General features: G+C 65.2%; 31 protein-coding genes and 1 tRNA gene. 10 read left to right on the top strand and 22 right to left on the bottom strand.

Features of this window, described 5'->3' with window-relative positions; all coding sequences use genetic code 11:
• Positions 1–20 precede the first annotated feature (20 nt).
• Entirely contained in the window at positions 21–443 is a 423-nt protein-coding gene (locus tag GTH33_RS10220; RefSeq protein ID WP_163958313.1) for a hypothetical protein, read from the bottom strand.
• 140 nt (positions 444–583) lie between these two features.
• On the opposite strand from GTH33_RS10220, the gene GTH33_RS10215 reads away from it, so the two are divergent.
• From GTH33_RS10215 to GTH33_RS10205, 3 genes are all read left to right on the top strand, one after another.
• Positions 584–1,645: an ImmA/IrrE family metallo-endopeptidase gene (locus GTH33_RS10215; protein WP_163958312.1), complete on the top strand. Its 1,062-nt coding sequence runs from the start codon at positions 584–586 to the stop codon at positions 1,643–1,645.
• A 9-nt stretch (positions 1,646–1,654) separates the two neighbouring features.
• Complete coding sequence (locus tag GTH33_RS10210) at positions 1,655–2,101, top strand: hypothetical protein (RefSeq protein WP_163958311.1); 447 nt, start codon at positions 1,655–1,657, stop codon at positions 2,099–2,101.
• 244 nt (positions 2,102–2,345) lie between these two features.
• A complete protein-coding gene (locus tag GTH33_RS10205) occupies positions 2,346–2,741 on the top strand; it encodes a hypothetical protein (RefSeq protein ID WP_163958310.1) in 396 nt (131 codons plus the stop codon).
• Positions 2,742–2,940: 199 nt separating this feature from the next.
• Here the strand turns inward: GTH33_RS10205 and GTH33_RS10200 are convergent, their stop codons facing one another.
• Positions 2,941–3,885, bottom strand: a complete 945-nt coding sequence (locus GTH33_RS10200) for an IS1595 family transposase (protein ID WP_163958309.1) — start codon at positions 3,883–3,885, stop codon at positions 2,941–2,943.
• 166 nt (positions 3,886–4,051) lie between these two features.
• Here GTH33_RS10200 and GTH33_RS18425 point away from each other — a divergent pair, with 166 nt between their 5' ends.
• Entirely contained in the window at positions 4,052–4,279 is a 228-nt protein-coding gene (locus tag GTH33_RS18425) for a DUF6471 domain-containing protein (RefSeq protein WP_420853540.1), read from the top strand.
• 282 nt (positions 4,280–4,561) lie between these two features.
• Here GTH33_RS18425 and GTH33_RS10195 read toward each other — a convergent pair whose 3' ends face one another.
• The 3 genes from GTH33_RS10195 to GTH33_RS10185 form a co-directional block, all read right to left on the bottom strand.
• Positions 4,562–5,053: a hypothetical protein gene (locus GTH33_RS10195; protein WP_163958308.1), complete on the bottom strand. Its 492-nt coding sequence runs from the start codon at positions 5,051–5,053 to the stop codon at positions 4,562–4,564.
• 75 nt (positions 5,054–5,128) lie between these two features.
• Positions 5,129–5,203: transfer RNA gene (locus GTH33_RS10190), tRNA-Gln, on the bottom strand.
• Between the two features lie 79 nt (positions 5,204–5,282).
• Positions 5,283–6,389, bottom strand: coding sequence for a branched-chain amino acid aminotransferase (locus tag GTH33_RS10185; protein ID WP_163958307.1), 1,107 nt, complete (start codon positions 6,387–6,389; stop codon positions 5,283–5,285).
• A gap of 60 nt (positions 6,390–6,449) precedes the next feature.
• Here GTH33_RS10185 and GTH33_RS10180 point away from each other — a divergent pair, with 60 nt between their 5' ends.
• Positions 6,450–6,938 (top strand): MarR family transcriptional regulator, encoded by a 489-nt coding sequence (locus GTH33_RS10180; protein WP_163958306.1) that lies wholly within the window; start codon positions 6,450–6,452, stop codon positions 6,936–6,938.
• Positions 6,939–6,966: 28 nt separating this feature from the next.
• On the opposite strand, the gene GTH33_RS10175 is transcribed toward GTH33_RS10180, so the two are convergent.
• From GTH33_RS10175 to GTH33_RS10155, 5 genes are all read right to left on the bottom strand, one after another.
• Entirely contained in the window at positions 6,967–7,758 is a 792-nt protein-coding gene (locus GTH33_RS10175) for a pyrroline-5-carboxylate reductase family protein (protein WP_163958305.1), read from the bottom strand.
• Positions 7,758–8,261, bottom strand: coding sequence for a type III secretion system chaperone family protein (locus GTH33_RS10170; protein ID WP_163958304.1), 504 nt, complete (start codon positions 8,259–8,261; stop codon positions 7,758–7,760). Before GTH33_RS10170 ends, GTH33_RS10175 begins: the two co-directional genes overlap by 1 nt.
• Positions 8,262–8,358: 97 nt before the next feature.
• A complete protein-coding gene (locus GTH33_RS10165; protein WP_163958303.1) occupies positions 8,359–8,664 on the bottom strand; it encodes an accessory factor UbiK family protein in 306 nt (101 codons plus the stop codon).
• 26 nt (positions 8,665–8,690) lie between these two features.
• Positions 8,691–9,260 (bottom strand): TspO/MBR family protein, encoded by a 570-nt coding sequence (locus GTH33_RS10160; RefSeq protein ID WP_243848292.1) that lies wholly within the window; start codon positions 9,258–9,260, stop codon positions 8,691–8,693.
• A gap of 51 nt (positions 9,261–9,311) precedes the next feature.
• On the bottom strand, positions 9,312–10,064 hold the full coding sequence (locus GTH33_RS10155; protein WP_163958302.1) for a TlyA family RNA methyltransferase: 753 nt from the start codon (positions 10,062–10,064) through the stop codon (positions 9,312–9,314).
• A 188-nt stretch (positions 10,065–10,252) separates the two neighbouring features.
• On the opposite strand from GTH33_RS10155, the gene GTH33_RS10150 reads away from it, so the two are divergent.
• Entirely contained in the window at positions 10,253–10,924 is a 672-nt protein-coding gene (locus GTH33_RS10150; protein ID WP_163958301.1) for an RBBP9/YdeN family alpha/beta hydrolase, read from the top strand.
• A 4-nt stretch (positions 10,925–10,928) separates the two neighbouring features.
• Here the strand turns inward: GTH33_RS10150 and GTH33_RS10145 are convergent, their stop codons facing one another.
• Genes GTH33_RS10145 through GTH33_RS10125 form a run of 6 tightly spaced genes read right to left on the bottom strand, consistent with a single transcriptional unit; the run spans position 10,929 to position 14,611 of the window.
• The gene (locus GTH33_RS10145) at positions 10,929–11,336 is read right to left on the bottom strand and encodes a PIN domain-containing protein (protein ID WP_163958300.1); all 408 of its coding nucleotides are present in this window, start codon (positions 11,334–11,336) and stop codon (positions 10,929–10,931) included.
• Positions 11,333–11,560 (bottom strand): hypothetical protein, encoded by a 228-nt coding sequence (locus GTH33_RS10140; protein ID WP_163958299.1) that lies wholly within the window; start codon positions 11,558–11,560, stop codon positions 11,333–11,335. Before GTH33_RS10140 ends, GTH33_RS10145 begins: the two co-directional genes overlap by 4 nt.
• 48 nt (positions 11,561–11,608) lie before the next feature.
• Positions 11,609–11,737, bottom strand: a complete 129-nt coding sequence (locus tag GTH33_RS18300) for a hypothetical protein (protein WP_276508878.1) — start codon at positions 11,735–11,737, stop codon at positions 11,609–11,611.
• Entirely contained in the window at positions 11,734–13,659 is a 1,926-nt protein-coding gene (dxs, locus tag GTH33_RS10135; protein ID WP_163958298.1) for a 1-deoxy-D-xylulose-5-phosphate synthase, read from the bottom strand. The genes GTH33_RS18300 and dxs overlap by 4 nt, the downstream gene beginning before the upstream one ends.
• Before the next feature lie 53 nt (positions 13,660–13,712).
• Positions 13,713–14,177: a Fur family transcriptional regulator gene (locus tag GTH33_RS10130; RefSeq protein ID WP_163958297.1), complete on the bottom strand. Its 465-nt coding sequence runs from the start codon at positions 14,175–14,177 to the stop codon at positions 13,713–13,715.
• Between the two features lie 41 nt (positions 14,178–14,218).
• Positions 14,219–14,611: a MerC domain-containing protein gene (locus GTH33_RS10125; protein WP_163958296.1), complete on the bottom strand. Its 393-nt coding sequence runs from the start codon at positions 14,609–14,611 to the stop codon at positions 14,219–14,221.
• A gap of 390 nt (positions 14,612–15,001) precedes the next feature.
• Between GTH33_RS10125 and GTH33_RS10120 the strand changes: the two genes are divergently transcribed.
• The 4 genes from GTH33_RS10120 (at position 15,002) to GTH33_RS10105 (ending at position 18,896) form a co-directional block, all read left to right on the top strand.
• Complete coding sequence (locus GTH33_RS10120) at positions 15,002–16,039, top strand: COX15/CtaA family protein (protein WP_163958295.1); 1,038 nt, start codon at positions 15,002–15,004, stop codon at positions 16,037–16,039.
• Between the two features lie 168 nt (positions 16,040–16,207).
• The gene (gene rplM, locus GTH33_RS10115; protein ID WP_163958294.1) at positions 16,208–16,687 is read left to right on the top strand and encodes a 50S ribosomal protein L13; all 480 of its coding nucleotides are present in this window, start codon (positions 16,208–16,210) and stop codon (positions 16,685–16,687) included.
• Positions 16,687–17,235 (top strand): 30S ribosomal protein S9, encoded by a 549-nt coding sequence (gene rpsI / locus GTH33_RS10110; protein WP_163958293.1) that lies wholly within the window; start codon positions 16,687–16,689, stop codon positions 17,233–17,235. Before rplM ends, rpsI begins: the two co-directional genes overlap by 1 nt.
• 254 nt (positions 17,236–17,489) lie before the next feature.
• Positions 17,490–18,896, top strand: a complete 1,407-nt coding sequence (locus GTH33_RS10105) for a sugar porter family MFS transporter (RefSeq protein WP_208404053.1) — start codon at positions 17,490–17,492, stop codon at positions 18,894–18,896.
• 132 nt (positions 18,897–19,028) lie between these two features.
• On the opposite strand, the gene GTH33_RS10100 is transcribed toward GTH33_RS10105, so the two are convergent.
• The 6 genes from GTH33_RS10100 to GTH33_RS10075 form a co-directional block, all read right to left on the bottom strand.
• On the bottom strand, positions 19,029–19,634 hold the full coding sequence (locus tag GTH33_RS10100) for an ATP-binding cassette domain-containing protein (RefSeq protein ID WP_163958292.1): 606 nt from the start codon (positions 19,632–19,634) through the stop codon (positions 19,029–19,031).
• The gene (gene modB, locus GTH33_RS10095) at positions 19,624–20,313 is read right to left on the bottom strand and encodes a molybdate ABC transporter permease subunit (RefSeq protein WP_163958291.1); all 690 of its coding nucleotides are present in this window, start codon (positions 20,311–20,313) and stop codon (positions 19,624–19,626) included. The genes GTH33_RS10100 and modB overlap by 11 nt, the downstream gene beginning before the upstream one ends.
• Positions 20,313–21,077 carry a molybdate ABC transporter substrate-binding protein gene (modA, locus tag GTH33_RS10090; RefSeq protein WP_163958290.1) on the bottom strand — a complete coding sequence of 255 codons (765 nt, stop codon included), beginning with the start codon at positions 21,075–21,077 and terminating at the stop codon, positions 20,313–20,315. Before modA ends, modB begins: the two co-directional genes overlap by 1 nt.
• A gap of 91 nt (positions 21,078–21,168) precedes the next feature.
• The gene (locus tag GTH33_RS10085) at positions 21,169–21,579 is read right to left on the bottom strand and encodes a hypothetical protein (protein ID WP_163958289.1); all 411 of its coding nucleotides are present in this window, start codon (positions 21,577–21,579) and stop codon (positions 21,169–21,171) included.
• Positions 21,580–21,651: 72 nt separating this feature from the next.
• Positions 21,652–25,023: a polysaccharide deacetylase family protein gene (locus GTH33_RS10080; protein WP_163958288.1), complete on the bottom strand. Its 3,372-nt coding sequence runs from the start codon at positions 25,021–25,023 to the stop codon at positions 21,652–21,654.
• Between the two features lie 96 nt (positions 25,024–25,119).
• Positions 25,120–26,076 (bottom strand): hypothetical protein, encoded by a 957-nt coding sequence (locus GTH33_RS10075; protein WP_163958287.1) that lies wholly within the window; start codon positions 26,074–26,076, stop codon positions 25,120–25,122.
• Positions 26,077–26,130: the final 54 nt, after the last annotated feature.

The following is a 26,130-nucleotide window of genomic DNA, read 5'->3' as shown; positions in this document are numbered from 1 at the left end:
ACGCCACTGCGTGTCATTACCTACGGGCGAAAGCTGGAGCGGAAACGTCTTTCCGCATTGGCAAGCGGTCCGCTCACCTGCTTCCAGCGCTTGGCGATCAACGCAGTTGACACCAGAAAGATGGCAACCGGCAGAACAGCGTAGAAACCGATAATGAATATAAGCCCGTCTCTGTGGGCGTCCGCAGTTTGATAAATCGTACAAAATATGAAATAAGCCATGGCTATGATGAAAAGAGTCGTGGTCATAACTAAAAGCGAGCGACTGAACGCTTGAACACCGATCTCCACGATGGATATTGAGCCATCAATACGGGCGATCTCGGTATATTCGTTTGTCATTTTCGCCTTGTTTACGGCCCTCCTCAGAGCGCCGTGTCGTCGTCGAAGCCCCGCGATTCCGCCCCCTGAAATCGCTTGAACTGCTGTCAAAGCGAGATACATTCCCAACCCTACCGTTTGCACGTTGGCAAGCTGGGAGAATTGAAGGCCGACGCAACCGTTTAACCAAGCGATTAGGTTACCTATCATTGAAGTTGCCCTCCGACACTCTGTCTCATGTTCTCAACGCACGCGGGCTTTCCGTGGCAGCGATTGCGGAACGCTCTGGTGTGTCTGTTGCAGCCATTGAAGGGGCGCTTGCTGGTAAAAGCTTGGCAGATGACGACATCACTGCGTTGGCCGACGAGTTGGCGGTTCCTGTTCAAGCCCTCTTCGCGCACCAAACATTGCCCCTGTTCCCTCCGGTGGATTTTCGCACAGCTACTCCCTCAATCGGAGAGTTCTCAAAAGGTACTCTAAAAGCGATCTCCTTTGTTGAGAAGCTCTCCAGCACGTTCTCCGCGCTTGGATATGACTTCAATCTCGACAACACCCTTCGGGTAGTTGAAACCGACTACAGCATGAGGGATGCAATCAAGCTGGCCAAAGATTGGCGATCGCGCTGGGGCATAACGGACGAGCAGCAAATAGAGTGGCAAGATGCCAACAAGCTATACGGTAGCTTGCGCAGTTTTATTGAAAACATGGGAATACTCGTACTTCATCGGCAATTTCGGAGTGATGAAGCGGCAGGTTTGTACATGAACGTCGCGGATGGTCCGCACGCTATTGTCATTAACACGACATATAGCAGCAAAGCCCGTAAGTTATTTACGCTTGCCCACGAATTTTGCCATGTTCTTATTGGCGCTAAGGGTGCGTCTAATCCATCTGTCCTAAAAAATAAGATCGAGCGATTTTGCAATAGATTCGCTGCGTGCCTTCTCGCACCGAGGCATCTTATAGTATCGGCGCTGGAGGCGTTTAATTATACGCCTGTCGCTGATGATAATTTTATCCGATTGTTTGCGAAGAAGATTGGACTGAGCCAAGAAGCAACATATCTACGCTTGGTGGAAACCGATTATCTCGCCGCTGCCGATTATGCTGCTTGGAAGAAGAAAATTGTGGGAGTAATTCCCCTCGGGGATCAATCGGATGGACAAGGTGGCAAGGGTGATCCGATACAAACAAAGAAAACGACTTATGGCTCCGCACTACTTGGCCTTCTAAAGAGGGCCAAGGCGCTGGGGGATTTGGATGAAATCGACATTTTTCGGGTTACCGGCTTAAAGCCTGTCTATCAGACCGAGTTGATAGGCTAGCGCGCGTCGATGGCCACCTCGCCTCCTGCCACCGTGCAGCCGCTTTGGCTCATTGATCTCCATGGTATGGTGGAGGCATTGACCAGTCGGGTGAACAGCGTGAGAGCGTCTGTTATTAGCGCCATTCAGAGCGGTGAAATGCTCATTATAAAATCGGTCAGCGCGCAACTCAAAGCATTGTACCCTCACTTATGGGGGACTTTCAGCGCTATTAAGCCTCGCAAGTACGCTAAAAGCACTATGTCAGTGATCGCCGCTGCTACTCAGTATGCTGAAAGCTATGGCAGTTCTTTGCTTGGATCGATACCGATGTTTGAGCACTTCGAGGCGGTGGCGTTGGCTGAGGCTAATGGGTGCCGGCTGGTCTCAGCTAGCACTGCGCATAAGCACTGCCGAAAAATTGTAAAAAAATGTGCCTTGTCGAGTAACACGGTAGCGACAGTGCAGGACGTCTGATCCTCGCGATATGATTGAGGTCGCGACTACGTTCTTGCACATGTCTCCAGTTTCTGCATAATCCGCAACTCTGTGAAGGCTTAGTCACCTGAGCAGAAGCGCTCGCGCGCAGAACACGGGTCCGCCATGTCGGGCGGCCCGCAGAATACCATAGCCGCAAGGCAAATATGCGGGGCGTGCTACCCCGTGTTCGCGCGTGACTAACCGTCCCGGCACCAGCCGGGTGAACGCGGGGTCATGTCGAATGAAGAAGATTGAGAGCGTCGTGGCGCTCATCGCAGTCCTGCCGGTAGGCGCTTTGGCGGCGAAACCCGTCTCACCGCTTATCGCTCAAGCCAAGCGCACGATTTCCGCCGAGATGATCGATCCGGCGAGCGTTCAATATCGAAATATCAGGTTGGTCCGCCAGACGGTCGCCGGCCAGCCCGTAACGATTGTCTGTGGCGAGGTGAACTCGAAGAACCGCATGGGCGGCTATGTCGGCTTCGCCAAGTTCGCTTACGAGCCCACAATCCTCCACGGCGCGGTCAGCATGAGTGGCGAGGGAAAGGTGGAGTTCTACGGCGGCAGCAACGGCAAAGGCGATGAAGCGGAAGTGAGGCACAAGGGCGAGATCATGGTGCCGTGCATGAATGGTTAATCGGCATCCACCACGCACTCGATCCGAGACGTAGCGATAAGCATACCCCTCAGAACGCCATCACTGTCAGGTTCCACCAGCCTCCCCTCCACGAACCGGCGGCACGACAACATTTCGTCTAGGTCGCCGATCGTGGAGGCGGCGACTTCAAGGTCGATCGGCTGACGAGCGCCCATGAGGTGAAAGCGGAAGGTACCCACTACGCTGCTTTCCGTCGTGTACGCTGGTAATAGCCCCGCCACCGGGTGGATGGCGGGTGGTTGAGCGCCCCGGTTAGCATGAGGATAAACTGCTCCCCGTTGGAGAGGCCGCGATGCTCCTCCCGGAAAGCGCACTCCCCGTTGTATGCCTGCGCGTATTGTGGGGAGAAGTGGCGGTAGATGCCATTGTACATGCGCTTGAAGCGCGAAAAGTAGGACTCGGCGAGGTTTGTCGAAGTGCCTCGCAAATCGGAATACTGCACCTTGTGCTTGATCTGGCGGACAGGGAACTGAGCGAAGAGCGCGTTCCACGCCGGATGCTCGTCGACGAAAAACTCCGCTTTTGCATCCACCAACGTGTGGATCGCCCGGACTAACTTCGCCTCGTCGCCGAGAAACGGCACGACCCGTCCCCGCCGTCCACGTTCCCGCAGTACAGACAGATTGGTCACCTTCTCCATGTGTCTGCGGGGCTGGCCTTTGCGATCGGCGGCCCGATTCGCCTTCCGGACCTTCCCACCGATCGAGGTCGAGTCCGTTTCGATAGGGCCACTCAACTGCCGCCCAGCCATGTAGCTCGTCATCGCGTCTCGGACGCGATGCTCCAGCAGCCAAGCCGTCTTGTGATTACAGCGTAGATCGCGACGTAGCTGGAGCGCTGCCTGCCCTGCCGAGCCGTTCGCCCAGAGCAGCGTCGCCAGCATAATCTTCTTGAAGCTCAGCTTGCGGCTGTGAAACTCGGTGCCCGAGGTGACGGAGAACTGCTTGGCGCATTTGGCGCATTTGAAGAGCCGACGCTGCGTGATCGTACCGGTCTTTCGGTTCTTCACCTTGCGAGTGATGCGATAAACCACCGGGCACTGGCACCACACACAAAAAGGCTCGCCGCCAGACGAGGCGAACCGAAGCGCCTCAAAGCGTGACTCGCACTCAGCTTCCGACATCTCAGCAATGTCGAGAACGCCAAGCGTAGCAGCCGCTGACGAGGCGAGTTTGTGTGGCGCTTCTTCCTCCGAGTCGTTACGAACGTCTCGGATGTGACACGTATGTCCCACATGTGCAACAGGCTGCGTGTCGAATCTACGGACAAAAGTCTCATAAAGGCGATCTATGTCTCACATTCGAGATGGCGAAGCGCGGCGTATTTTAAAAGCTGAGATGGCGCGACGCGAGCTAACCTACGATGGGCTTGTCACAGCCCTTGCCGACATTGGCGTAGAAGAGACCAACAACAGCATCAGAAATAAGATGAGTCGTGGCAGCTTTACCGCAGACTTCTTCCTACAATGCTTGTTAGCTATGAAGGTAACGGTGCTGAGGGTAGCCGAGCCCAATTAGGACTCGACTCCCTCTGCGACTCGCGCTAAAGCGGCGTTATCGCGCAGTTGATCTGCACGGTTCACCTCCTCTCTCCCGGCTAGGGAGTTGGTCGATAGAAGCCCGGCGGGTCACTACCCCGCTGGGCTTCTTTGCGTGCAGGATGCTCGCAGAGAGGTTGTTACCAGATTTGCAATTCTGGTCAACTGTGATCAACCCACAGAAAGCGAGTCAAGTCTAGCTAACATCAATGATCATCTATGATTAGTCTAGCTAACATCTGCGTAACAAGTTCAGCATGACTCATTCGGAAGCAGGCACTGCCCACCACGAGCCGGGCCATGCCCCATCGGTCGCGACGTAGCCGTCTTTCAGCTTCTTCTTGAGTGCATTCCCCACGGTGTTGGACACCTTGATGATGTTCCCCTTGTCCGGATCGGTGATTCCCTCACGCGCCAAGACAGCGATAGCGATGTCTCGAACTCTCATGGGTTCGCCTGCGAGGCGAAGCACGTCGAGCGCTGTCCTGCTGCAATTTCCGATGCGCACAGGGATTTTGTGAACGAAGGGCCGAGACGGTTTGATGTGGTCCCGTGTCCAAGCCGGCTGGTCGCTACGGATCACGTCCTCACAGGCTGTGACCAGCTTATCGATCTCTCCGAGGCGGCCTCGCAACTCCGGTAGTTGCGCGATCAGGCGTTCAGCCGCCTCAATCTCTTCCATCTTCTGCTCGCGCTCGCCAAGCAGCAGTTCGATCTTGCGCTCAAGCGCGGCTGTCCGGTTCGACTTTCCCATACCTGCAAGATACCGATCCGGCCGATGAGCCGTCGAGGCGGGTAAGGGTGCGTCTGCTGGTACAGACCGGAAAACTGGCTGGGGCGGCAGGATTCGAACCTGCGGATGGCGGCACCAAAAGCCGCTGCCTTACCACTTGGCGACGCCCCAACGAGAGGCGGCCTTATAGCCGGGTCGGCGGGCGTGAAAAGCCCCGGCGACAGGACTTTTCGCACCGCGCCTGCAAACCTCAGTCCAGCCGCTGCAGCCAGCCGTGCGGATCGGGCGCACGGCCGCGCTGGATCGCCGACAGGGCGTCGAGCATGCGCTGGGTCAGCTGGCCGGTGCCGCCGCTGCCGATCGTGAAGCGTCCCTCGGGGCTCGCGACCTCGCCGATCGGGGTGACGACCGCCGCGGTGCCGCAGGCGAACGCCTCCGTCAGGCGGCCGCTCGCCGCGTCCTCGCGCCACTGGTCGATGCCGTACAGCTGCTCGCGCACCTCGATCCCCTGGTCGCGGGCGATGCGGATGATTGAATCGCGGGTGATGCCGGGCAGGATCGTGCCGGTCAGCGGCGGCGTCACCATTGATCCGTCGTCGAACACGAAGAAGACGTTCATGCCGCCCAGTTCCTCGACCCAGCGCCGCTCCACTGCATCGAGAAACACGACCTGGTCGCACCCCTGGCGGATCGCCTCGGACTGGGCGAGCAGGCTGGCGGCATAATTGCCGCCGCATTTGGCCTCGCCGGTGCCACCGGGTGCGGCGCGCGTGTAATCCTGGCTGACCCAGATCGACACCGCACGCGCCCCGCCCTTCCAATAGGCGCCGACCGACGAGGCGATCACCATATAGAGATATTCGGACGACGGCTTCACGCCCAGGAACGCTTCGGATGCGAACATGAAGGGGCGCAGGTACAGCGCACCGCCGTCGACCTCGGGAAACCAGTCGCGCTCGGTGGTGACGAGCTGGCGGCAGGATTCGAGGAACAATTCCTCGGGCAGTTCCGGCATCGCCAGCCGCCGCGCGCTGTTGTTGAAGCGGCGGGCGTTGGCATCGGGCCGGAACAGCGCCATCGCCCCGTCGTCCAGGCGATAGGCCTTCAGCCCCTCGAAGATCTCCTGCGCGTAATGCAGCACCGCGGTCGACGGATCGACGGTGATCGGCGCGCGCGCGGTAATCGCCGCGTCATGCCAGCCACGCTCCTCGGTATAGCGCACGACCGCCATATGGTCGGTGAAGACCCGCCCGAAGCCGGGATCGACCAGCCGCGCGGTACGCTCATTGGCGTCGACGGGCGCGGCGTTGGGATCGAAGCGAAAAGCGGCGGAACCGGACGTGAAAGGAGCGGTCATCGATTTCTCTCAGGCATCAGGGGTTGCAGACGCGTACGGGCGGTGTCTAAAACGGTCAACATGGCTGCCACAGCTCCTTCCGCTTCCGCCCAGTTCCTCCGCGAACCCGAACTTCGTCGCGGCATGGAGCTTTTGTATTTTGGCCACAGCCATCTCACCCGCTCCGTCGACGAGGGCCTCGCGGCACAGGGATTAGGCCGCGCGCACCATCGTGCCCTGTACTTCATCGCGCGCAAGCCGGACCTGACGGTCAGCGAATTGCTCGGCCTGCTGGCGATCACCAAACAGTCGCTAGGGCGCGTACTCAACGAACTGACCGACCGCAAGCTGGTGACTACCCGCCCGGGCGAACGCGATCGCCGCCAACGCCTGTTGCGCCTGACCGAGGAGGGCGCGCGGATGGAAAGCGATCTGTTCGAATCGGTCCGGATCAAGATGTCGCACGCCTATCAGGCCGCGGGGCAGGATGCGGTGTCGGGCTATTGGGCGGTCCTGGAAGGGATGATCCCCGACCCGGATCGGGCTCAGGTCGAAGGGCTGCGGTCCTGAACCCGACGCGCTGACGCGCGCTGGCGGGTCAGCGCGCCGCGGCCGCCATTTCGCGGTTGCGCCGCGCCGATGCGGCCAGCGTCGCGGTGAGCAGCGCGACCAGCGCATCGTCGTGATCCAGCACGTTCAGCCCCTGGCGGGTTGATCCGCCGGGACTGGCCACGCGATCGGCGAGGATCGCCGGGGTGACGTCCGCCTCGGCGGCCATCGTCGCCGAACCGTGCAGCGTCGCAAGGGCCAGCCGCGCCGCCTGGTCGGCGGGCAGGCCCAGCGCCGCGCCCGCCTGCGCCAATGCATCGGCGAACCGGAACACGAAACCGGGGCCACAGCCGGCCAGGGCGGTGACATCGTCGAACCGCGCCTCTTCGGCGATCCATTCGACAAGGCCCAGCGGCTGCATCAGCGTCGTCAGCGCGGCGCGATCGTCGGCATTGGCATCCGGGGAATGGAGCGCCACCACGCCCTGGCCGATTCCCACCGGCAGGTTGGGCATGGCACGCACCACCATGCGGGCGTCGCTGACCGATCGCAGCGTCGCCGCCTCGACACCGGCGAGGATCGAGATCAGCCAGCGCGGCGCATGGCCGCGCAGCGGGCCGTCGCGCAACGTCCCCAGCTGTTGCGGTTTCAGGCCGAGCATGATCGCGTCATAGGTCGCATCGGCGGGATCGGGGATCGCGCGCACCGCATGGACGCCGTCCGGCATGGCGCGCCCGCTGGGGCTCACCACGGTCACGTCGGCGGGCGCCATGCCGGCCTCCAGCCAGCGGCGCAGCATCGCGCCGCCCATGTTGCCGGCACCGATCATCAGCAGCCGCATCAGGCCTCGCCCTGCGTCTCGATCAGGGCGGCGGCAAGCGCCTCCTTGGGGGATTTGCCGCCCCACAGGACGAACTGGAACACCGGGTAGAAGCGTTCGCATTCCTCGATCGCGGATTCGACCAGCAATTCGGTCGCGCCGAGGGACATGGTGCCCTCGTCCTCGCCGTCGATCATCGCGGCATGGCGATACAGCAGCACGCCCGACGACGACCACAATTCGAAATGGCCGATCCACAGCTGTTCGTTGACCAGGCCGATCGCCTCGTACACCGCGCCGCGGCGATCGTCGGTCACCTTGATATCGGGGAAGGCCAGGAACTGGAGAACGCTGTCGTCCTCGCGCCACAGGGCGCGCAATTCGTAGGTCGTCCAGCTGCCCTTGACCGTCGCGACGATCTCGTCCTCGTGGCGCTCGTGCTCCCAGCCATGCGCGGCATAATATGCCTCCAGCATGTCGATCGGCGCGGCGGGATCCTGGTCGTGTTCAGCGTGGTCGAGCATCGTTACGCCTCTTATCGCACGGCAAGGCTGCCGAGGCAAAAACGCCCCGGCAACCCCGTCGTGGACAAAAGTGTCGATAAAGCTGTGGAAAAGTCGGTCAGGCGGTCGGCACCGGATCGCCGGTTACCGGGGCGGCGGCCTCGCTGGCGATCAGGGCGGCATCGCCCTTGGCCTCCAGCGCGTCGAGCCGCGCCTTCAGGGCGTCATTCTCATCGCGCGCGGCGACGGCCATCGCCTTCACCGCCTCGAACTCGTCGCGGCTGACGAAATCGAGCCCGCCGATCCATTCCCGCGCACGCGCACGCGCACCGGATTCCGCCTCGCGCCCCACGCCTGCCAGCGTGCCGGCGGCGCCGTTCATCAGCTTCACGAAATCATCGAACAGGCGGTTGTCGGACTGCATATTTCTCTTCCCGGCGTCTGGTTGCGTCACAGCATCTGGGAGGTATGGGCCGCTGGCACAAGGGTTGCCGCATCGGGGTTCAGCTGCCCGATCCGCCATGTCAGCACGCCGGCAAAGCTGATCCAGACCAGATACGGCACCATCAGCCAGGCAGCGAGCGGGCGGATGCGGCCGAACAGGACGGTCGTCAGGATCGCCAGCACCAGCATGGCGACGATCACCAGCAGCGCAGCGCCGACCTGGTGCATGCCGAAGAACAGCGGGGTCCACGCCAGGTTCAGCAGGAATTGCACCGCGAACAGGCCCAGTGCCGGCCCCCGCCCCCGCGCGCCGCGCGCATGCAGGATCACCGCGACCGCAAGGCCGAGCAGGATGTACAGCGACGTCCAGGCGATCGGGAAGACGATGCCCGGCGGGGTCGCCGCCGGCTTTTGCAACGCCATATACCATGCGTTGTCGCTGCCCGACGGCACCGCGCGACCAGAAGCGAAGCCGAGCAGCAGGATCAGGGGGACGGTGAACACCGCCCAGCGCAGGAACGACATCCGCAACTGACCCCTGGATGCGATGCCGCCCACTCGCCGTTCCTCGAACATGATGCGTCGCCCTTGCCGCGCCGCGCAGCCTTCGTAAAGCGTCCGATAGGGTTATCGTTCCGTTGGCGGTTCGTTTCGGGACGCCGCGACCAGATATTCCACATTGCCCTCCGGCCCGGTGATCGGGCTTTCGACCACGCCGGCGACGCTCCAGCCGGCGTCGGTCAGCCAGGCGACGACCGCCTCGCACACGCGCGTGCGGATCGCGGGATCGCGGACGACGCCGCCCTTCCCCACCTCGTCCCGCCCCGCCTCGAATTGCGGTTTGATGAGCGCCATCAGCCGTGCGCCCCCGCGCGCGAAGGTCATCGGCCGCTCCAGCACCTTGGCAAGGCCGATGAAGCTCGCATCGCAGACGATGAGGTCGATGGCCTCGGGAACGTGCGCCGCGGTCAAAATGCGAGCACTCGTCTGTTCGTGGACGACCACGCGCGCATCCTGCCGCAGCTTCCACGCCAGCTGGTTGGTGCCGCTGTCGACCGCATAGACCCGTGCCGCGCCGCGGGTCAGCAACACGTCGGTGAAACCGCCGGTCGACGACCCGACGTCGATCGCCACCGCCCCGGCGACGTCCCAGCCGAAATGGTCAAGGCCATGCGCCAGCTTGATGCCGCCGCGCGATACCCAGGGATGGTCGCGGCCGCGCACGTCGAGCGCGACGTCGTCCGCCAGCGCCTGCCCCGGCTTGTCGACTTTCCTCGTGCCCGCGAACACCAGTCCGGCCATGATGAGCGCCTGCGCCCGCGTCTTCGATTCGGCGAGCCCGCGGTCGACGAGCATCTGGTCTGCACGGATCTTGGCCATCGCCGCTCCCTATCCCGAACCATGGGCCGCCGTCACCCCGTTCGGTCCGCCGCTGCCGGTCGTCGGACTGGCGCATCGCCATTGCCCACTGAAACGATGGGATTATCTTCGAGGCTCAGGGGGGCGTGCCGACGGTGGGTCCTGACGCGACGCACCGGACACGCCCTTCGCTGGAGGGAGATGCAGCCATGACCGGATTTTCCAGTTTCGACGCCGCGCAACCGACCATCCTGACCGTGCCGGGCCTCGGCGGCTCCGGCCCATCGCACTGGCAGACCTTGTGGGAGGATGCCCGCCCCGACACGGTGCGTGTCGAACTCGGCATGTGGAACACGCCCCATCGCAACGCCTGGGTGACGAAGCTCGACCAGGCGATCGCACGGGCCGAAGCGCCGGTGATCCTCGCCGCGCACAGCCTCGGCTGCCTGGCGGTGGCATGGTGGGCGGACCTCAGCCCGCAGCCATACGGCTGGCCGGTGGCCGGCGCCCTGCTCGTCGCCCCCGCCGATGTCGACCGGCCCGAGGCACCGGCCGAACTACGGACCTTCGCCCCTACGCCGAAGACGCCCCTGCCCTTCCCGTCGATCGTGGTCGCGTCCAGCGACGATCCCTGGATCGGCATCGAGCGCGCGCACAGCCTCGCCGCGCAATGGGGCAGCCATTTCGTCGATGCGGGGCCGCAGGGTCATCTGAACGCCGCCAGCGGCGTCGGCTGGTGGCACGAGGGGCAGGAATTGCTCGGCCGGGTCATCGCCGCCGGCACCGACGGCCACGGCCACGCCCGCTCCCCCGGCGACGCGCGATCGATCCTGGCGATCAACGCCACCGATGCCGCGCAGGACCATTATCTGGGGCGGTGAGGCCTCAGGCGACGGGTGCGAACGGATTGACGATCGTGAGGCGTCCGTCGATGACGAGGCCGGCGTGCATATCCTCGGAATAGAGGATGTCGCAATCCGCGGTCAGCGCGGCGGCGACGATCATGCCGTCGTAGACGGACAGCGTGTGGCGTTCCGCCATGGCGACACCCAGCCGATGAGTATCCAGATCGAGCACGACGATCGATGGGCATCGGGTCAGCACCAGATCGATCGCCCTCCTGACCTCGATCCAGGTCATCTTCTGTTTGCGCAAAAGGACGTTGGTAAGTTCGTTGAGCGACTGCACGCTCACCACCCCGCCCCGGTCGAGCAAAGCGTAGGCGACGGGGCTCCGGGCATCGGCCGAGAAGGCGTAAACAAGAACGTTGGAATCGAAGAATACCCGACTCACCGGGAATTGGCTTCCTCACGATTGAACTTGTAATCGGCGGGCAGTGGCCGAGCAAGCCGCTTCATCTCTTCGATCGCACTGTCGCGATCTTCCGGTGAAACCGTCAGCTCGACAACGCTCGGCCGCGACACCCGCACCGAGTCTCCATCCCGCAGTCCCAGTGCCGCGACGACATCGTCGGGGACCTGCACCACATAGCCATCGGGTGTCTTGGTCAACTTCATGCCATCGTCATACCACGTCGGAGCGATCGAGGCGAGAGCGGTGAACCTTCAGCCCTCGCCCTCTTCCCGCCCCTTCGCCGTCGCCGCCTTCATCGCGCGATACATCCGGATGTTCACCGCCACCAGCACCACGACGGCGAGCGCGATGATGATCGCCGCCTTCGCGCCGCCGCTCACGCGCGGGCGCCTTCGGTCACCTCGGTACTGTTGTGGCGCAGCGTCCGGAGCACGGTCTGCACGATGTGGTCGGCGTCCAGCCCGGCTTCGGCATATTGCTTCTCGGGCTTGTCCTGGTCCTGGAACGTATCGGGCAGGCGCATCGTGCGCAGCTTCAGCCCGCCATCGATCAGCCCCTCGTCGCTCGCCAGCGTCAGCACGTGCGCGCCGAAGCCGCCGACCGCGCCCTCCTCGATCGTCACCGCGACCTCGTGCGTGGTCAACAGGCGACGGATCAGCGCCTCGTCCAACGGCTTGGCGAAGCGCAGGTCGGCGACGGTGGTCGACAGCCCCTTCGCCTCCAGCACCTCGGCCGCCTTCAGCGCCTCTTCCAGCCGCGTGCCGAGCGACAGGATCGCGACCGTCTTGCCCTCGCGCACGATGCGGCCCTTGCCGATCTCCAGCCGCTGCGGCACCTCGGGCAGCGCCACGCCCGTCCCCGCGCCGCGGGGATAGCGCACCGCGATCGGGCCGCTGTCGTGGCAGGCGGCGGTGTGTGTCATATGCACCAGCTCCGCCTCGTCCGCCGCCGCCATCACGACGAAATTGGGCAGCGTCGCCAGATAGGTGACGTCGAACGAGCCGGCATGCGTCGCGCCGTCCGCGCCGACGAGTCCCGCCCGGTCGATCGCGAAGCGGACCGGCAGGTTCTGGATGGCCACGTCGTGCACCACCTGGTCGTAGGCCCGCTGCAAGAAGGTCGAATAGATCGCGCAGAACGGTCGCATCCCCTGCGCGGCAAGCCCCGCGGCAAAGGTGACGGCATGCTGTTCGGCGATGCCGACGTCGAACGCGCGGTCGGGAAATGCCTTGGCGAACCGGTCGACGCCGGTGCCCGACGGCATCGCCGCGGTGATCGCGACGATCGTGGGATCGCGCTTGCCTTCCTCGATCAGCGCATCGCCGAAGACGTTCTGATATTGCGGCGGCCCCGGCGGCGCCTTGGCCTGCGCCCCGGTGATGACGTCGAACTTCTGGACGCCGTGATACTTGTCCGCCGCCGCCTCGGCGGGGCCATAGCCCTTGCCCTTCTTGGTGACGACATGGACCAGGATCGGCCCTTCCTCGGCATCGCGGACGTTTTCCAGCACCGGGATCAGGTGGTCGAGGTTGTGGCCGTCGATCGGACCGACGTAATAGAAGCCCAGTTCCTCGAACAGCGTGCCGCCCATCGTCATGCCGCGGGCGAATTCGTCGGTCTTGCGCGCCGCCTGGTGGAACGGGCGCGGCAGGCGGCGGGCGAATTTCTTCAGGATGTCGCGCACCCCCAGGAACTCGCGGCTCGACACCATGCGCGACAGATAGGCCGACAGGCCGCCGACCGGCGGCGCGATCGACATGTCGTTGTCGTTGAGGATCACGACCAGCCGGTTGCCCGCCTGTTCGGCGTTGTTCATCGCTTCATAGGCCATGCCCGCGGACATCGATCCGTCGCCGATCACGGCAATGCCGCGCCCCGGCGTCCCCGCCAGCTTGTTCGCCACCGCAAAGCCCAATGCCGCGGAGATCGAGGTCGAGCTGTGCGCCGCGCCGAACGGATCGTATTCGCTCTCGCTCCGCTTGGTGAAACCGCTGAGGCCGCCGCCCTGGCGCAGCGTGCGGATGCGATCCCGCCGCCCGGTCAGGATCTTGTGCGGATAGCATTGATGGCCGACATCCCACACCAGCCGGTCGCGCGGCGTGTCGAAGACGTAGTGGATGGCGGTCGTCAATTCGACGACGCCCAGCCCCGAACCAAGATGGCCGCCGGTCGATCCGACCGCGGAAATCGTTTCCTGCCGCAGCTCGTCGGCGAGCTGGCGAAGCTGTTCGGGCTTCAGTTTTCGAAGCTCTTCCGGCGTCTTGACGGTATCGAGCAACGGCGTGTCGGGCAATTCGGACATCGCGCCCGTCTACGCGCTAAGTCGGAACGTGTCGATTGTCGGCGAACGATGCCTCAAGCGCAATCCGCACAGACGCCGCGCACTTCGATCACGGGCCGAACCGGTGAGAAACCAGCAGCTTGCGCCGCATCCCTGACACCGCGGGTCACCACGTCATTGTCCAGGTGCACCGTCTGTCCACAGGAATCGCACACCAGAAAGATGCAGTCGTGCAGGCAGTCGGGATGGGCGTTGGCGACATAGGCGTTCGAACTCTCGACCTTCCGGGCAAGGTTCGTGGCGACGAAGACGTCGAGGATGCGATAGATGCTGTTCGCAGCCACCCGCCGCCCCTCGCTCTTCGACAGCGCCTCGGCGATGTCATAGGCACTGGCGGGCTTGGCGAACCCGGCCAGCGCCTCGAACACGTTGGCGCGCATCTGCGTCCATTGCTCGCCGGACTTTTCCAGCGTCGCCTGGGCGGCCTTGGTCAGGTCGTCGCCCTGCGGCTCGTGATGATCGTGATGCGCATGGGCCATGGTCTAAATTTAGGTCGCCACAGGCTCGACGGCAAGCCGCGTCAGATGACGGCGCGACGGTTCAGGTCGTGTCCGAACGCCAGCAGGCCGACGCCGATCACCGTCCACAGCGTCTCGGCCCCGCCGCCACCCTCGTGCGGCAGCGTCATCGCACCCGCCATGATGCCGAGCCCGAATGCGCCCATCGATGCGGGCATGACATAGCCATGTTCCATCACGCCCCGGCCCAGCGCGATCGCCCCCAGTACGATCGCGATCGTCAGGCCCACCTCGTGAAAGATCGGGTTGAGCAACAGGCCACCCGCCGCGGACAGCATCGCCAGCAGCACCGCGCTCGCCAGGCAATGGACGACGCACAGTCCCGACAGCGCGATCGCGGCACGATCGAGCCAGGCCCAGCCGAAGCGGCGTACAGAGTGGGTCGCATGCGTCATCCGTCGCCGCTATCTAGGCCGATCGGCGCAAGGTTACAATATCACATCAATCTTTTACAGGCCCGATAGCGCGCAGCCAGATCATCGGCGACCCGCCGGTGACCGCCGAAACGCAAATCACCCCTGTCCTATTTGGAAAAGGGGGTGAAGAAGGCGCGGCATGACCGATTCGCCTCGCCATAGCACCCTCGCGCCCCGTGCCGGCGGACCCGTCGCGAGCCGTCCCCATGCACCGTCGGCAAGGCGACCCAGGCTCACGTGCCGGGGGCATTTCGAACGGCACGTAGTGTCAACTTCGGCAACTTCCGCGACGGATCGGTGTAGGCGGCATGTGTCGTCCGCCCGACTCCCCGCTGGCCCCCGATGGGCAACAGGCGTATGACGCCGGCCATGCTTCAGCCCAGTGCCGCCTTCCTCTCGCGCGCCCGGCCGCGCAGCGTCGCGCGATGGCTGTTCGTCGTCGCCGGCCTGATCGTCGCGATGGTGGTCATCGGCGGGATCACCCGCCTGACCGAATCCGGCCTGTCGATCACCCAGTGGAAACCGATCAGCGGCATCATCCCGCCGCTGAACGATGCCCAATGGCAGGCGGAATTCGCCAATTATCGCAAGATCCCCGAATATGCCGCCTTCAACCAGGGCATGACGCTCGCCGGGTTCAAGGGCATCTTCTTCTGGGAATATCTCCACCGCGTGTGGGGCCGCGTGATCGGCCTCGCCTTCGCGCTGCCGCTGCTGTGGTTTGCGGTCCGGCGGCAGATCCCGGCCGGCTATGGCTGGCGTCTCGTCGCGCTGCTCGCGCTCGGCGGCTTCCAGGGCGCGATCGGCTGGTGGATGGTCGCCTCCGGCCTGTCGGTCCGCACCGACGTCAGCCACGTGCGGCTGGCCGTGCACCTGCTCACCGCGCTGACCATCCTGGCCGGCATCGTGTGGACTGCGCTCGACCTGTTGGCGCTGCACCGCAATCCCCGCTCGGCCCCTGCCCGCCTCGCCGGTCCGGCCATCGTCGCGCTCGCCCTGCTGTTCGTCCAGCTCGTCTATGGTGCGTTCACTGCCGGGCTCGATGCCGGCTATGCCTTTGCCAGCTGGCCGTTGATGGGCGATGCGCTGTTCCCCGCCGGCGTGCCGATGGTCGATCCGTCGTGGCGCAATGCCGTCGACAACCCCGTCGTCGTCCAGTTCATCCATCGCTGGTGGGCGTTCGCCGCCGCCGCGGGCCTGACATGGCTCGCCGTCCGGGCGACGCAGAGCGGGTCGAAGGCGGGCGTCTGGGTCATCGCACTGGTGACGCTGCAGATCATGCTCGGCATCGCCACGCTGATGAGCGGCGTGCAGATCGACCTCGCCGTCGCGCATCAGGCGAATGCTGCCCTGCTGCTGATCGCCACCGTCTTCGCCGCGCACGCCTGCGGGCGCCGCGCCGCCTGACCGGAACGCGCTGGCTGGCCACCCCCGGCGGGAATGCATGGTATTATTTTACCCGTCAGCAAACCCGCCGTTTGCTTGACTTATCGCGGCGCCTCGATCATTGGCCCCCTCAACCACGCCGCCTGGAAACGGGCGGCGTGCATCGTTTCAAACCGAAAGGTCCACGCCATGAAGGCGCTCATGAAGACCACCAAGTCGGCCAAGCCGCACGAGGTGGAAAAGAAGTGGCACATCATCGACGCCACCGACCTGGTGGTCGGCCGCACCGCATCGATCATCGCCAACGTCCTGCGCGGCAAGCACAAGACGTCGTTCACCCCGCACGTCGATTGCGGTGACAACGTCATCGTCATCAACGCCGACAAGATCCGCTTCACGTCCAACAAGGCCGAGAAGAAGGTCTATTACAAGCACACCGGTTATGCCGGCGGCATCAAGGGCATCACCGCCGCCAAGGTCCTCGAAGGCCGCTTCCCGGAGCGCGTTCTCGAAAAGGCCGTCGAGCGTATGATCCCGCGCGGCCCGCTGGGTCGCGAACAGATGCGCAACCTGCGCATCTTCAAGGGTACCGAGCATCCGCATGAAGCTCAGAACCCGGAAGTTCTCGATATCGCGGGCATGAACCGCAAGAACAAGGTGGGCGCGTAATGACCGACAATCGCCAGTCCCTTTCCGACCTCGCGTCGCTGACGCAGCAGCCCGCGCCGGCTGCGAACGCCGCTCCGGCGATCACCACCGACGGCGAGGCACCCGCCGCCCCGACGCAGGTCCTGCCGACGATGCCGCTGCGTGAGCAGATCCTCGACAAGTTCGGCCGCGCCTATGCGACCGGCCGTCGCAAGGACGCCGTCGCCCGCGTGTGGATCAAGCCGGGTTCGGGCAAGATCATCATCAACGGTCGCGACCAGGAAGTGTATTTCGCCCGTCCGACGCTGCGCCTCGTCATCAACCAGGTGTTCGGCATCACCGAGCGCGAAGGTCAGTATGACGTGATGTGCACCGTCAAGGGCGGCGGCCTCTCGGGCCAGGCCGGCGCGGTCAAGCATGGCATCAGCCAGGCGCTGACCAAGTTCGAGCCGGTCCTGCGTGCGCCGGTGAAGGCCGCCGGGTTCCTCACCCGCGACAGCCGCACCGTCGAGCGCAAGAAGTACGGCCGTGCGAAGGCGCGCAAGAGCTTCCAGTTCTCGAAGCGCTAATGCCGCATCGCTCCGGATTGCCGCGGCATTCCGGAGGCTGGCCACGGCGGATGGCAGGACCGGCGTAGCCGTGCCCGGCCGGCGCCATGGCCTCGCGATACGCGTGCAAGGGGGGCGGTCCGGCAACGGACTGCCCCTTTTTCGTGGCACCCCTCCACCCGATGCCGATCCGTTCGGTCCGCCGCCACAAACACCGTTGACCCGGCCGTCGATCCGGAGCCTTGTGTCCGGCACAACGACGTAAGGAACCTGCTTTGGCGACGCAGACAGCCGGCCGCGAACCCTCGATCCTCAATCCCGGGCTTCTCGCCTGCATCGCCACCGCCGCGCTCGCCGGCCTGCTGTTCGGCTTCGACACCGCCGTCATCTCGGGCGTCACCGACGCCCTCACCCGGGAATATGCCCTCACGCCCGGCTGGCTGGGCATCACCGTATCGGCGGCTTTGTGGGGCACGCTCGCCGGCGCCCTGTTTGCGGGAATACCCGGCGATCGCTACGGCAGCCGCGACACGCTGCGCATCCTCGCCCTGTTCTATGTCGTATCGGCGATCGGCTGCGCCATCGCCTGGGACTGGGGATCGCTGGTGCTGTTCCGGGTTCTCGCCGGTCTGGCGGTCGGCGGATCGTCCGTACTGGCGCCGGTCTACATCGCCGAAATCGCACCGCCATCCAGACGCGGCCAGCTCGTCGCCGCATTCCAATTCATGGTGATCGCCGGCATCCTCCTCGCCTATGTCTCCAACGCGATCATCGCCGCGGTCGAGCCGGACGACATCGCGTGGCGGTGGAAACTCGGCGTCTCGGCGGCGCCCGCGCTCGTGTTCATGGCCCTGCTGTTCCGCATTCCCAACAGTCCGCGCTGGCTGGTCATGCATGGCCGCGACGACGAGGCACGGCGCTCGCTCGCCCGCATCGGCATGACCGACGCGTTGGCCGACCGGGAGATCGCCGGCGTCCACGCCGACCTCGCCGACCAGCCTGCCAACGAACGGCTCTCGTGGCGCCTGCATCGCAAGCCGATCCTGCTCGCGGTCCTCGTCGCCGGGTTCAACCAGCTGTCCGGCATCAACGCCTTCCTCTATTACCTCAACGACATCTTCGCGCGCTCCTCGACGGCGCTCTCGGCTGACGTGCAGGCGATCATCATCGGCGTCGTCAACGGCATCTTCACCTTCGTCGGCATGCTCCTGATCGACCGGCTCGGCCGCAAGACGCTGCTGATGGCCGGCAGCCTCGGCATGGCGGCGTCGCTGTTCGTCGGCGGCCTGTCGCTGCTCGGCACGATCCCGTCGTGGCTGCTGCTGCCCGCGCTCATCGGCTTCATCGCCTTCTTCGCGCCGAGCACCGGCGCGGTGATCTGGGTGTATATCTCCGAAGTATTCCCGACGTCGGTGCGCAGTCGCGGCAGCGCGGTGGGGGCGAGCACGCACTGGGGCCTCAACGCGGTCATCGCTGCCGCCTTCCCCGCCGTCGCCGCTTACTCCGCCGGAGCGCCCTTCCTGTTCTTCGCCGCGATGATGGCGCTGCAATTCGTCGTGGTGTTGCTCTATTTCCCGGAAACCAAGGGCGTCCCGCTGGAACGAATGCGGCAACAGCTCGGCCTCGCCGGGGGGCATGAGCGGATGGCGGCGGACCCCAACGCGGCTGGCCCGCGCCGATAGGTGCGCCATCGCGCAGCTGAAACGGTAGAACTTGGCGCGTTCACCATCCTGTCGCCGCCGATCCGATCAATGGCGAACGCAGGCAATGTGAAGGCCTGACCAGCTACAGAACGGGGGAAGGCGAACCCAGCCTCACGCCACCCGCACGATGCGTGTCGCCAGCCGCTCCGCCTCGTCCGGATCGTGCGTCACCATCAGGATCGGTAACCCGGCCTCGTCGCGCACGCGCACGATCGCGTCCATGATCTCGGCACGCCGCGCACGATCCAGCGACGACAGGGGCTCGTCCAGCAGCAGGAACGCGGGGTCGCTCAACAGCGCCCGTCCGATCGCGACCCGCCGCGCCTCGCCGCCCGACAGCGTGCGCGGCCAGCGGTCGAGCAGATGACCGATCCCCAACATCGCCGCCGCCGCCGCCAGCCCGCCGTCATCGCGCGCGCCATAGAGCAAATTGGCGCGAACCCGGCGATGCGGGAACAGTCGCGGTTCCTGGAAGACGTAGCCGGCCCGCCGCCGCTCCGGCACGATATCGATGCCGGCGTCGTCATCGAACAGGACCCGCCCCGCGACGACGATTCGGCCAGAATCCGGCCGGATCAGACCGGCGACCATGTTAAGCACGCTGGTCTTGCCGATCCCGGACGGCCCGAACAGCACCGTCAGCCCGGCGCCGACATCCACATCGATCCCCACCGCCACGTCGCCCAATCGCTTCTCGACGCGGATCTCAAAGGACATGCAGGCCCCGCCGTACGCGTCGCGTAAGTAATTCCGACGCGAGCAGCGCGACCAGGCTGAGCGCGACCGATATCGCCGAAAGCCGCCACACGGTCGCCTCGGCTCCCGGTTGTTGCAAGGCGGAATAGATCGCCAGCGGCAGTGTCTGCGTCTGCCCCGGCACGTTGGAGACGAAGGTGATCGTCGCGCCGAATTCGCCAATCGATCGCGCAAAGCCCAGCACCGCCCCCGCGAGGACGCCCGGCAGGCTGAGCGGCAGCGTCAGCGTCCAGAACACGCGGCCCGGCCCCGCCCCGAGCGTCCGCGCGGCGCTCTCCAGCCGCCGGTCGACCGCCTCGATCGACAGCCGCATCGCGCGCACCATCAACGGCAGCGCCATGATCCCCGCCGCGATCGCCGCCCCCGTCCAGCGGAACAGCACCGTCACGCCGAACCAGCGGTCCAGCACGCTACCGAGTGGCCCGGCCGGACCGAACGCCAGCAGCAGGACCCAGCCCGTCACCACCGGCGGCACCACCAGCGGCAGGTGGACGACCGCATCGAGCAGCAGCTTGCCCGGGAAGCGGGTTCGCGCCAGCACCCAGGCGAGCGCGAAGGCGAGCGGCAGCACCGCCCCCATCGCCAGCGCGCCGACCTTCAACGAGAGCGCCAAGATCGTCCATTCGTCCGCAGACAGCATCAAAGTGGCGTAAATCCGTAGCGCACGAAGATCGCCTTGCCCTCACGGCTGACGAGGAACCGTCGAAAGGCCTCGCCCTCGGCATTCGTCGATCCGGCGATGCGTGCGATGGGATAGGTGATGGCGGGGTGGCTGAAGGCTGGAAACACGCCTGCGATCCGGACCGTCTTCGAGGCTTTCGCGTCTGTTGCATAGACGATGCCGAGGGGTGCCGCCCCGCGTTCGACCAGCGTCAGCGCCGCGCGGACACTGTCGCCGCGCACCAGCTTGGGCGCGACCGTGGTCCAAACGCCCAGCCTGCGCAACGCCGCCTCGGCATAGCGCCCTGCGGGCACCGGCGCGTCCGCGATCGCCAGCGGTCCGGCCGCGAGCACCCGCGCCAGCGCGGCGGGCGGCCGGACCGGGATGCGGACGGGATTGTTCCTTGCGGCGACCACGACCAGTCGGTTGCCCAGGAACGTCACCCGCGTGCTCGCGACGATCAGCCGCTTGGCAGCCAGCGCATCCATCCAATCCTGATCGGCCGATGCGAACAGGTCGGCGGCGCCGCCGGCTTCGACCTGGCGTGCCAGCACCGACGACGCCGCAAACGAGATCACCGGTTTCGGATGCCCCTTCCTCGCCCATGCATCGGCGGCTGCCGTCATCGATTCCTGCAGGCTTGCCGCTGCAAGTACCAGAGGCGCTCGCTGCTGCGCCACGGCCGGTCCAGCGACGAGCAACGACAGCGACAGCAACGGGGCGGACAGCAACGGACGGATCATGGCGGCACCTCGGCAAACGGCTATATCCCGTCGTATACAACGCCGCTCCGGCAACGCGACCGCGGATTTGCCGCACGCTTAGCTACGGCCGTCAGCCCTCACGGCAGGTGAGATAGCGGCCCTTCATACCGACACGGGCCTTTTCCCCCGCCGCGACATCGGCGGAAGCCTCGCCACTTTTGGTACCGATCGTGATCTTCGCCGGACCGACGAGGTCGCAACCAACCTCGGCGCCCTTTTGCTCGCACGCCTTTTCGAAATGCTGATCCGCCGTCGATCCCTCGATCGGCCCGACCACGAACGAAGCGCCGGCGGTGCCGCCGAACAGCGCAGCGCCGATGCCGCCCAGCATGTTGGCGCGCCACGATCCGTCGCTCTGCTGCTTCAGGCCCGTCTGCGGTGCAAGTCGGGCACAGACGCCATTGGCGACCTGAGCCTGCTGCGCGTGCCCCATCGACGCCGCGCACACACCCACCAGCAGCAACATGACCTTCCGCGACATGGACGAACCTTCCCCGATATATCCCCGCGGCGGGTGTAGGCGGCGCCGGGCCGCCCGGCCAGCGCTTTCAGCTCATCCCGACGTCACCCGCCCGGTCCGCTGCAGCTTGCCCCAGCCGACCATCGGGCCGCGCAGCGCCTGGGTGATCGCCTTGAGCACGACATAATACATGACCTGGCGATAGCCGATGCGCTGCGGAATCAGCAGCCATAGCAGGCGCCATTTCTCGCGCCGCTCCAATGCAAAGGCGATGGTGGCGGCCAGCAGATCGATCGTGGTGAAGACCACCCAGAACGCCAGCATGGTATAGACGTCGTGGCTGGTCTGCGCCCATCCGTGCGCCTGCACATCCAGGTAGGTGACAAAAAAGCTGACCAGCAGCGCCAGATCGATGATCGGGCTGATCGCCGCGAGCAGGATCTGGAACACGATCGCCTGCGGCAGTCCGACCCAGCCAAGGCCCCGCGGGCTGCTCCGGCCGATCGCCGAGCGATGCTTCCACAGGCATTGCAGCGTGCCGAACGCCCAGCGGAACCGCTGTTTCGCGAGCGCGCGCATCGTTTCCGGCGCTTCGGTCCAGGCGACGGCATATTGGTCGTACTGCACATGCCAGCCCGCCCGCTGGATCGCGATCGTCAGGTCCTGATCCTCGGCGAGCGTGTCGTGCGGGTAGCCGCCGACCTGCCGGATCGCCGCCAGACGCCAGGCACCGACGGCCCCCGGCACCACCGTGATCGCGTTCAGCCGGGCGAAGGCCCGCCGCTCAAGATTCTGCGCGGTGATATATTCCAGGGCTTGCCACTTGGTGATCAGGTTCACCCGGTTGCCGACCTTCGCATTACCGGCGACCGCGCCCAGCGTCGGATCGTCGAACCAGCGCGCCAGCCGGGTGATCGTCGTCGGCTCGAACTGCGTGTCGGCGTCCAGTGCGATGACGATCTCGCCATGCGCTTGCTCCAGTCCGGTGTTCAGTGCGCGCGCCTTGCCGCCATTCTCCAGGGTCAGCAGCCGGACGCGCGGATCGTCGGCAAAGGCGGCGGCAACCACCGCTGAGGTCGCATCCTTCGATCCGTCGTCGATCACGATCACCTCGATCGCCACGTCGGTACTGGCGAGCACGCCGCGCACGGCGCGTTCGATCACGCGCTCCTCGTTATACGCGGGGATCATCACCGTCACGAACCGCTGCGGGTCGATCGCCGGAAACACCGTTCGCGATTCGCGCCGTGCCTGGATCAGCGCCAGACCCGACAGCGCGAGCGCGCGCAGGATACCGACGGTGATCGCGATGGCGAACAGCCAGTGCAACGCCACCACCAGGCCGCCCAGCGTGGTGAACAAAGCCAGGTCGGCGCCCGCCGCCAGCTGGTCGCTCGACGAGATCACCGGCATCGCCGCCTCGCGCGATATGCCGGCAAGCGTCGATACGGGGACGAAACCGTATCCCATCGCGCGCAGTCGATCGATGATGACCGGCAGCGCGGCGACCGTCTGCGCGCGGTTGCCGCCGGCATCGTGCAGCAGGATGATGTTGCGGCTGCAATCGGCATCCGAATCGCCGTCGCAATGCGACGGTGCGCTCGTCACCCGCGCGATCGTCGCATCGATGATGGCCTGCACGCCGGGTCGCTTCCAGTCGCCGGGATCGACGTGCAGCCCCACCGAGACATAACCACGCTCCTGCGCCTGCAGCGCCGGCACGATTTCGTCCGCCGTAGTGGGTTCGGCGTCACCGAAATAGGGCGCCCGGAACAGGCGCAGCGATCGACCGGTAAACGCCTGGAACAACCGCTGGTTGGCGTTCAGTTCGAACCGTACCTGTTCGGGCGACACGTTCGCCAGATTGGGATGCGTATAGGTGTGGCTGCCGATTTCGTGGCCTTCCGCCACCATGCGTTGCAGCAGTGATCGCTGGGTCAGCGCGTTTTCGCCGACGATGAAGAACGTCGCCTTCACCCCCTCGCGTTTCAGCACGTCGAGCACCTGCGGCGTCCAGGTTGAATTGGGCCCGTCGTCGAAGGTCAGCGCCAGCTGCCGCGGGCTATAGCCGGTGCGATCGACCTCATATTGCGAAGGCAATTGGCGGAAGCGGACATCGGCGATCGTCCCGTCGGCGCCGGCGACAGCATGGCGCTGGCCAGCGACCGGCGTGCCACCGATCTTCAGGATTTCCCCCGCACCCTCGATATCGACGTTGGTGCCGGCGGGGATCGCATCGATCGCAGATGGCGGCGGCAGCGTGCGATGATCGCGCCCGAACAGCGCCCACATGCCGGGATCCTCCGATCCCAGCCGCCACAAGGCGACGCTGTTGACGCCGGCACGGTGCAGGAAGGCGATCTGGTTATAGACCGACGCCGCGTCGAGCAGCCAGATGACGTGTTTCGAATCGCCATCCGAATACGCAAAGCTGCTGTTGCCGCTGCCGCGGTCGAACGTCGGCATCGTGCCCGAATCGCGTGCCGCCTGCCATGCTTCGTCCACGCTCAGCGCATCGCCGCTGCCATTGTGCCAATCATAGGCATAGGAGCCGACCGCCACGACCAGCTTGGCCGCCGGGATACCGCGGGCCGCCGTCGCCACCTGTTCGGCGAACCAGCGCTGCGACGCGATCGGTCCCGCTGGCCCCGCCGTCTCGTGCTCGTCATAGGCCATCAGGAAAATCTTGTCGGTGACCTTGGCATAGGCGGGCAGGTCCCAATCGGGATTGCCGACCGGTGCCGCGATCGCCACCACCCAGCCGCGCGACGCGAAACGGCGCTGCGCCTCGGCCAGGAACGTCCGATAATTGCCCTGCGCACTTGCCGGCAGATCCTCGAAGTCGAAGAACGCGCCGCCCGCGCGGTTCGCCGCCAGCCAGGGCACCAGCCGGTCGAGCAGCGCCGCGCGTGCCCGCGGGTCGGCGATCAGCGCGGCGGTGCCGGCGCCGTCCCATTTGCCCCCGATCGCATTCTGGATCATCGGCACGATCACCGGCCGGTGGACGGCGCGGTTCAGGATCGTGCGGCCCGCGGTATCGCGAAACACCGTGATGCGATGATCCGCACCGGTCACCGACGCCCAGCCGGGGATCACCCAGTCGAGTTGCTCGACATGCCGCTCGAGACTTGCCGCGCTCGATGGATCCCAGGGCGTGTGAAACGCGATGGCGAGCGCCGGATTGCCGGAGGCCGCCGTCTTGCCGCGCCCGGTCCCGAACAGGCGCCCGGCATAATAATCCAGCCCCCGCTTCGCCCGGCGGATCACGCCATGCGGCGGTGCCAATCGATGCAGCAGATGGTGCTCCACCTCGACCGGCAGCAACGGCGCCGCCGGCACCGCGCCGATCGACACGGCAAAGGCGGCGATCGACAGCACCAGCAGCAGTACGAAGGCGACGACGCCCAGCGTGAACCGCCGCTTGCGCCGACCGCTGGCATCGAAGAACACGGGCATTTGAGACATTAGGCGACACTCCGTCCTTCGCCATGCACCGCCATCGATGGCGCGATCACGTCATCGGTATGACAAAGCCGTCATTTGGCACGGGTGTGCGAACACTTATTGCTCGCCGCCATTGTTGGACCCGGCAGACCCGGCAGACCCGGCAAACCCGGCACGGCGTGCATCCGCGTTGTCGTCTGCTGCGGTCCTGATGATGCTGCGAGCGATCATCGCTACTTTGGTCGCGCCGCGCTGCGTGCCCGATCCGGCATACAGTGCCTTTAGATAGCCGCGGTCGAAGGCGGTCATCTCCGTCGGCGGCGCGGCGGCGGCGGGATCGAACAAAGTCAATATCGTATCGCCGCCGGCCGCGCCCTTGGGACGGATCATCGCGAGCGTCCGCATGGCTGCATAATCCGCGACCTGCCGCAGGCTTCGGCCGAGCACCGCCTTGCGATCGACCAGCATGACCGTCGACAGCATATCGCGGCGGATCGCCAGCCCGATCCGCGTTGCGATCGGCACCCGCAGCGTCGGCGGACCGTCGACGCCCTGCGATATTCGATCGCCATCGCGGCTGCGCACCTCGCTGACGCTCCAGACGTGGACCGGCCCGGGCTCCTTCAGGATATCAAGCATCTCGCTCGGCTGGTAATTGCGAAACATCCAGGGCTTGCGCCTCATCAGCCGCTCCGCCTCCGCCCGGCTGTCCTCGACGAACACGACGATGATGTTGGGCGTGCAGCCGTCGCCAGCCAGCGCTATCCCCGCCGCATCGGCATTCTCGGCCAGCCGCGCGCCGATGGTTCGCAACATCGGCGACGGCAGCCCCGCAGTGGCGAAGCACACCGGATCGGTGAAGCGGGCCAATGGCTGGTCGAAGCCGACGCGTGGCGAAATCGCGCGGGCCAGCGCCCGGATCTTCACCTCGTCGGGCAGCGCACGCCCCTCGACGACGATCGGATCAGCAGCGGTGACGGGATTGGTCGTTGGCACGGTTTGCCCATGGACCGCCGCCGTCGCCAGCATCGCGCCAACGATTCCCGCCGCCCGCATCGGTCCCAAATCCCCCATCTCCCGCCACTCCCATCGCAGGGCGCCGGCTTCTGGTACGCCGGACGCTAGGCC

Source organism: Sphingomonas insulae (assembly GCF_010450875.1).
Classification (GTDB): domain Bacteria; phylum Pseudomonadota; class Alphaproteobacteria; order Sphingomonadales; family Sphingomonadaceae; genus Sphingomonas; species Sphingomonas insulae.
Note: the sequence above shows the minus strand (reverse complement) of the source record. Positions and strands in the feature narration are given on the sequence as shown.

Bases quoted from the DNA above. Each gene is read 5' to 3' on its own strand.
- GTH33_RS10150 (WP_163958301.1), top strand. From the start codon at position 10,253: ATGACCGGATTTTCCAGTTTCGACGCCGCGCAACCGACCATCCTGACC.
- GTH33_RS10130 (WP_163958297.1), bottom strand. From the start codon at position 14,177: ATGGCCCATGCGCATCACGATCATCACGAGCCGCAGGGCGACGACCTG.
- GTH33_RS18425 (WP_420853540.1), top strand. From the start codon at position 4,052: ATGTCTCACATTCGAGATGGCGAAGCGCGGCGTATTTTAAAAGCTGAG.
- GTH33_RS10140 (WP_163958299.1), bottom strand. From the start codon at position 11,560: ATGAAGTTGACCAAGACACCCGATGGCTATGTGGTGCAGGTCCCCGAC.
- GTH33_RS10180 (WP_163958306.1), top strand. From the start codon at position 6,450: ATGGCTGCCACAGCTCCTTCCGCTTCCGCCCAGTTCCTCCGCGAACCC.
- modA (WP_163958290.1), bottom strand. From the start codon at position 21,077: ATGATCCGTCCGTTGCTGTCCGCCCCGTTGCTGTCGCTGTCGTTGCTC.
- GTH33_RS10120 (WP_163958295.1), top strand. From the start codon at position 15,002: ATGCTTCAGCCCAGTGCCGCCTTCCTCTCGCGCGCCCGGCCGCGCAGC.
- GTH33_RS10210 (WP_163958311.1), top strand. From the start codon at position 1,655: ATGGCCACCTCGCCTCCTGCCACCGTGCAGCCGCTTTGGCTCATTGAT.
- GTH33_RS10185 (WP_163958307.1), bottom strand. From the start codon at position 6,389: ATGACCGCTCCTTTCACGTCCGGTTCCGCCGCTTTTCGCTTCGATCCC.
- GTH33_RS10165 (WP_163958303.1), bottom strand. From the start codon at position 8,664: ATGCAGTCCGACAACCGCCTGTTCGATGATTTCGTGAAGCTGATGAAC.
- GTH33_RS10170 (WP_163958304.1), bottom strand. From the start codon at position 8,261: ATGCTCGACCACGCTGAACACGACCAGGATCCCGCCGCGCCGATCGAC.
- GTH33_RS10100 (WP_163958292.1), bottom strand. From the start codon at position 19,634: ATGTCCTTTGAGATCCGCGTCGAGAAGCGATTGGGCGACGTGGCGGTG.
- dxs (WP_163958298.1), bottom strand. From the start codon at position 13,659: ATGTCCGAATTGCCCGACACGCCGTTGCTCGATACCGTCAAGACGCCG.
- modB (WP_163958291.1), bottom strand. From the start codon at position 20,313: ATGCTGTCTGCGGACGAATGGACGATCTTGGCGCTCTCGTTGAAGGTC.
- GTH33_RS10125 (WP_163958296.1), bottom strand. From the start codon at position 14,611: ATGACGCATGCGACCCACTCTGTACGCCGCTTCGGCTGGGCCTGGCTC.
- rplM (WP_163958294.1), top strand. From the start codon at position 16,208: ATGAAGGCGCTCATGAAGACCACCAAGTCGGCCAAGCCGCACGAGGTG.
- GTH33_RS10080 (WP_163958288.1), bottom strand. From the start codon at position 25,023: ATGTCTCAAATGCCCGTGTTCTTCGATGCCAGCGGTCGGCGCAAGCGG.
- GTH33_RS10175 (WP_163958305.1), bottom strand. From the start codon at position 7,758: ATGCGGCTGCTGATGATCGGTGCCGGCAACATGGGCGGCGCGATGCTG.
- GTH33_RS10155 (WP_163958302.1), bottom strand. From the start codon at position 10,064: ATGGCCAAGATCCGTGCAGACCAGATGCTCGTCGACCGCGGGCTCGCC.
- GTH33_RS10220 (WP_163958313.1), bottom strand. From the start codon at position 443: ATGTATCTCGCTTTGACAGCAGTTCAAGCGATTTCAGGGGGCGGAATC.
- GTH33_RS10195 (WP_163958308.1), bottom strand. From the start codon at position 5,053: ATGGGAAAGTCGAACCGGACAGCCGCGCTTGAGCGCAAGATCGAACTG.
- GTH33_RS10200 (WP_163958309.1), bottom strand. From the start codon at position 3,885: ATGTCGGAAGCTGAGTGCGAGTCACGCTTTGAGGCGCTTCGGTTCGCC.
- GTH33_RS10205 (WP_163958310.1), top strand. From the start codon at position 2,346: ATGAAGAAGATTGAGAGCGTCGTGGCGCTCATCGCAGTCCTGCCGGTA.
- rpsI (WP_163958293.1), top strand. From the start codon at position 16,687: ATGACCGACAATCGCCAGTCCCTTTCCGACCTCGCGTCGCTGACGCAG.
- GTH33_RS10160 (WP_243848292.1), bottom strand. From the start codon at position 9,260: ATGTTCGAGGAACGGCGAGTGGGCGGCATCGCATCCAGGGGTCAGTTG.
- GTH33_RS10085 (WP_163958289.1), bottom strand. From the start codon at position 21,579: ATGTCGCGGAAGGTCATGTTGCTGCTGGTGGGTGTGTGCGCGGCGTCG.
- GTH33_RS10075 (WP_163958287.1), bottom strand. From the start codon at position 26,076: ATGGGGGATTTGGGACCGATGCGGGCGGCGGGAATCGTTGGCGCGATG.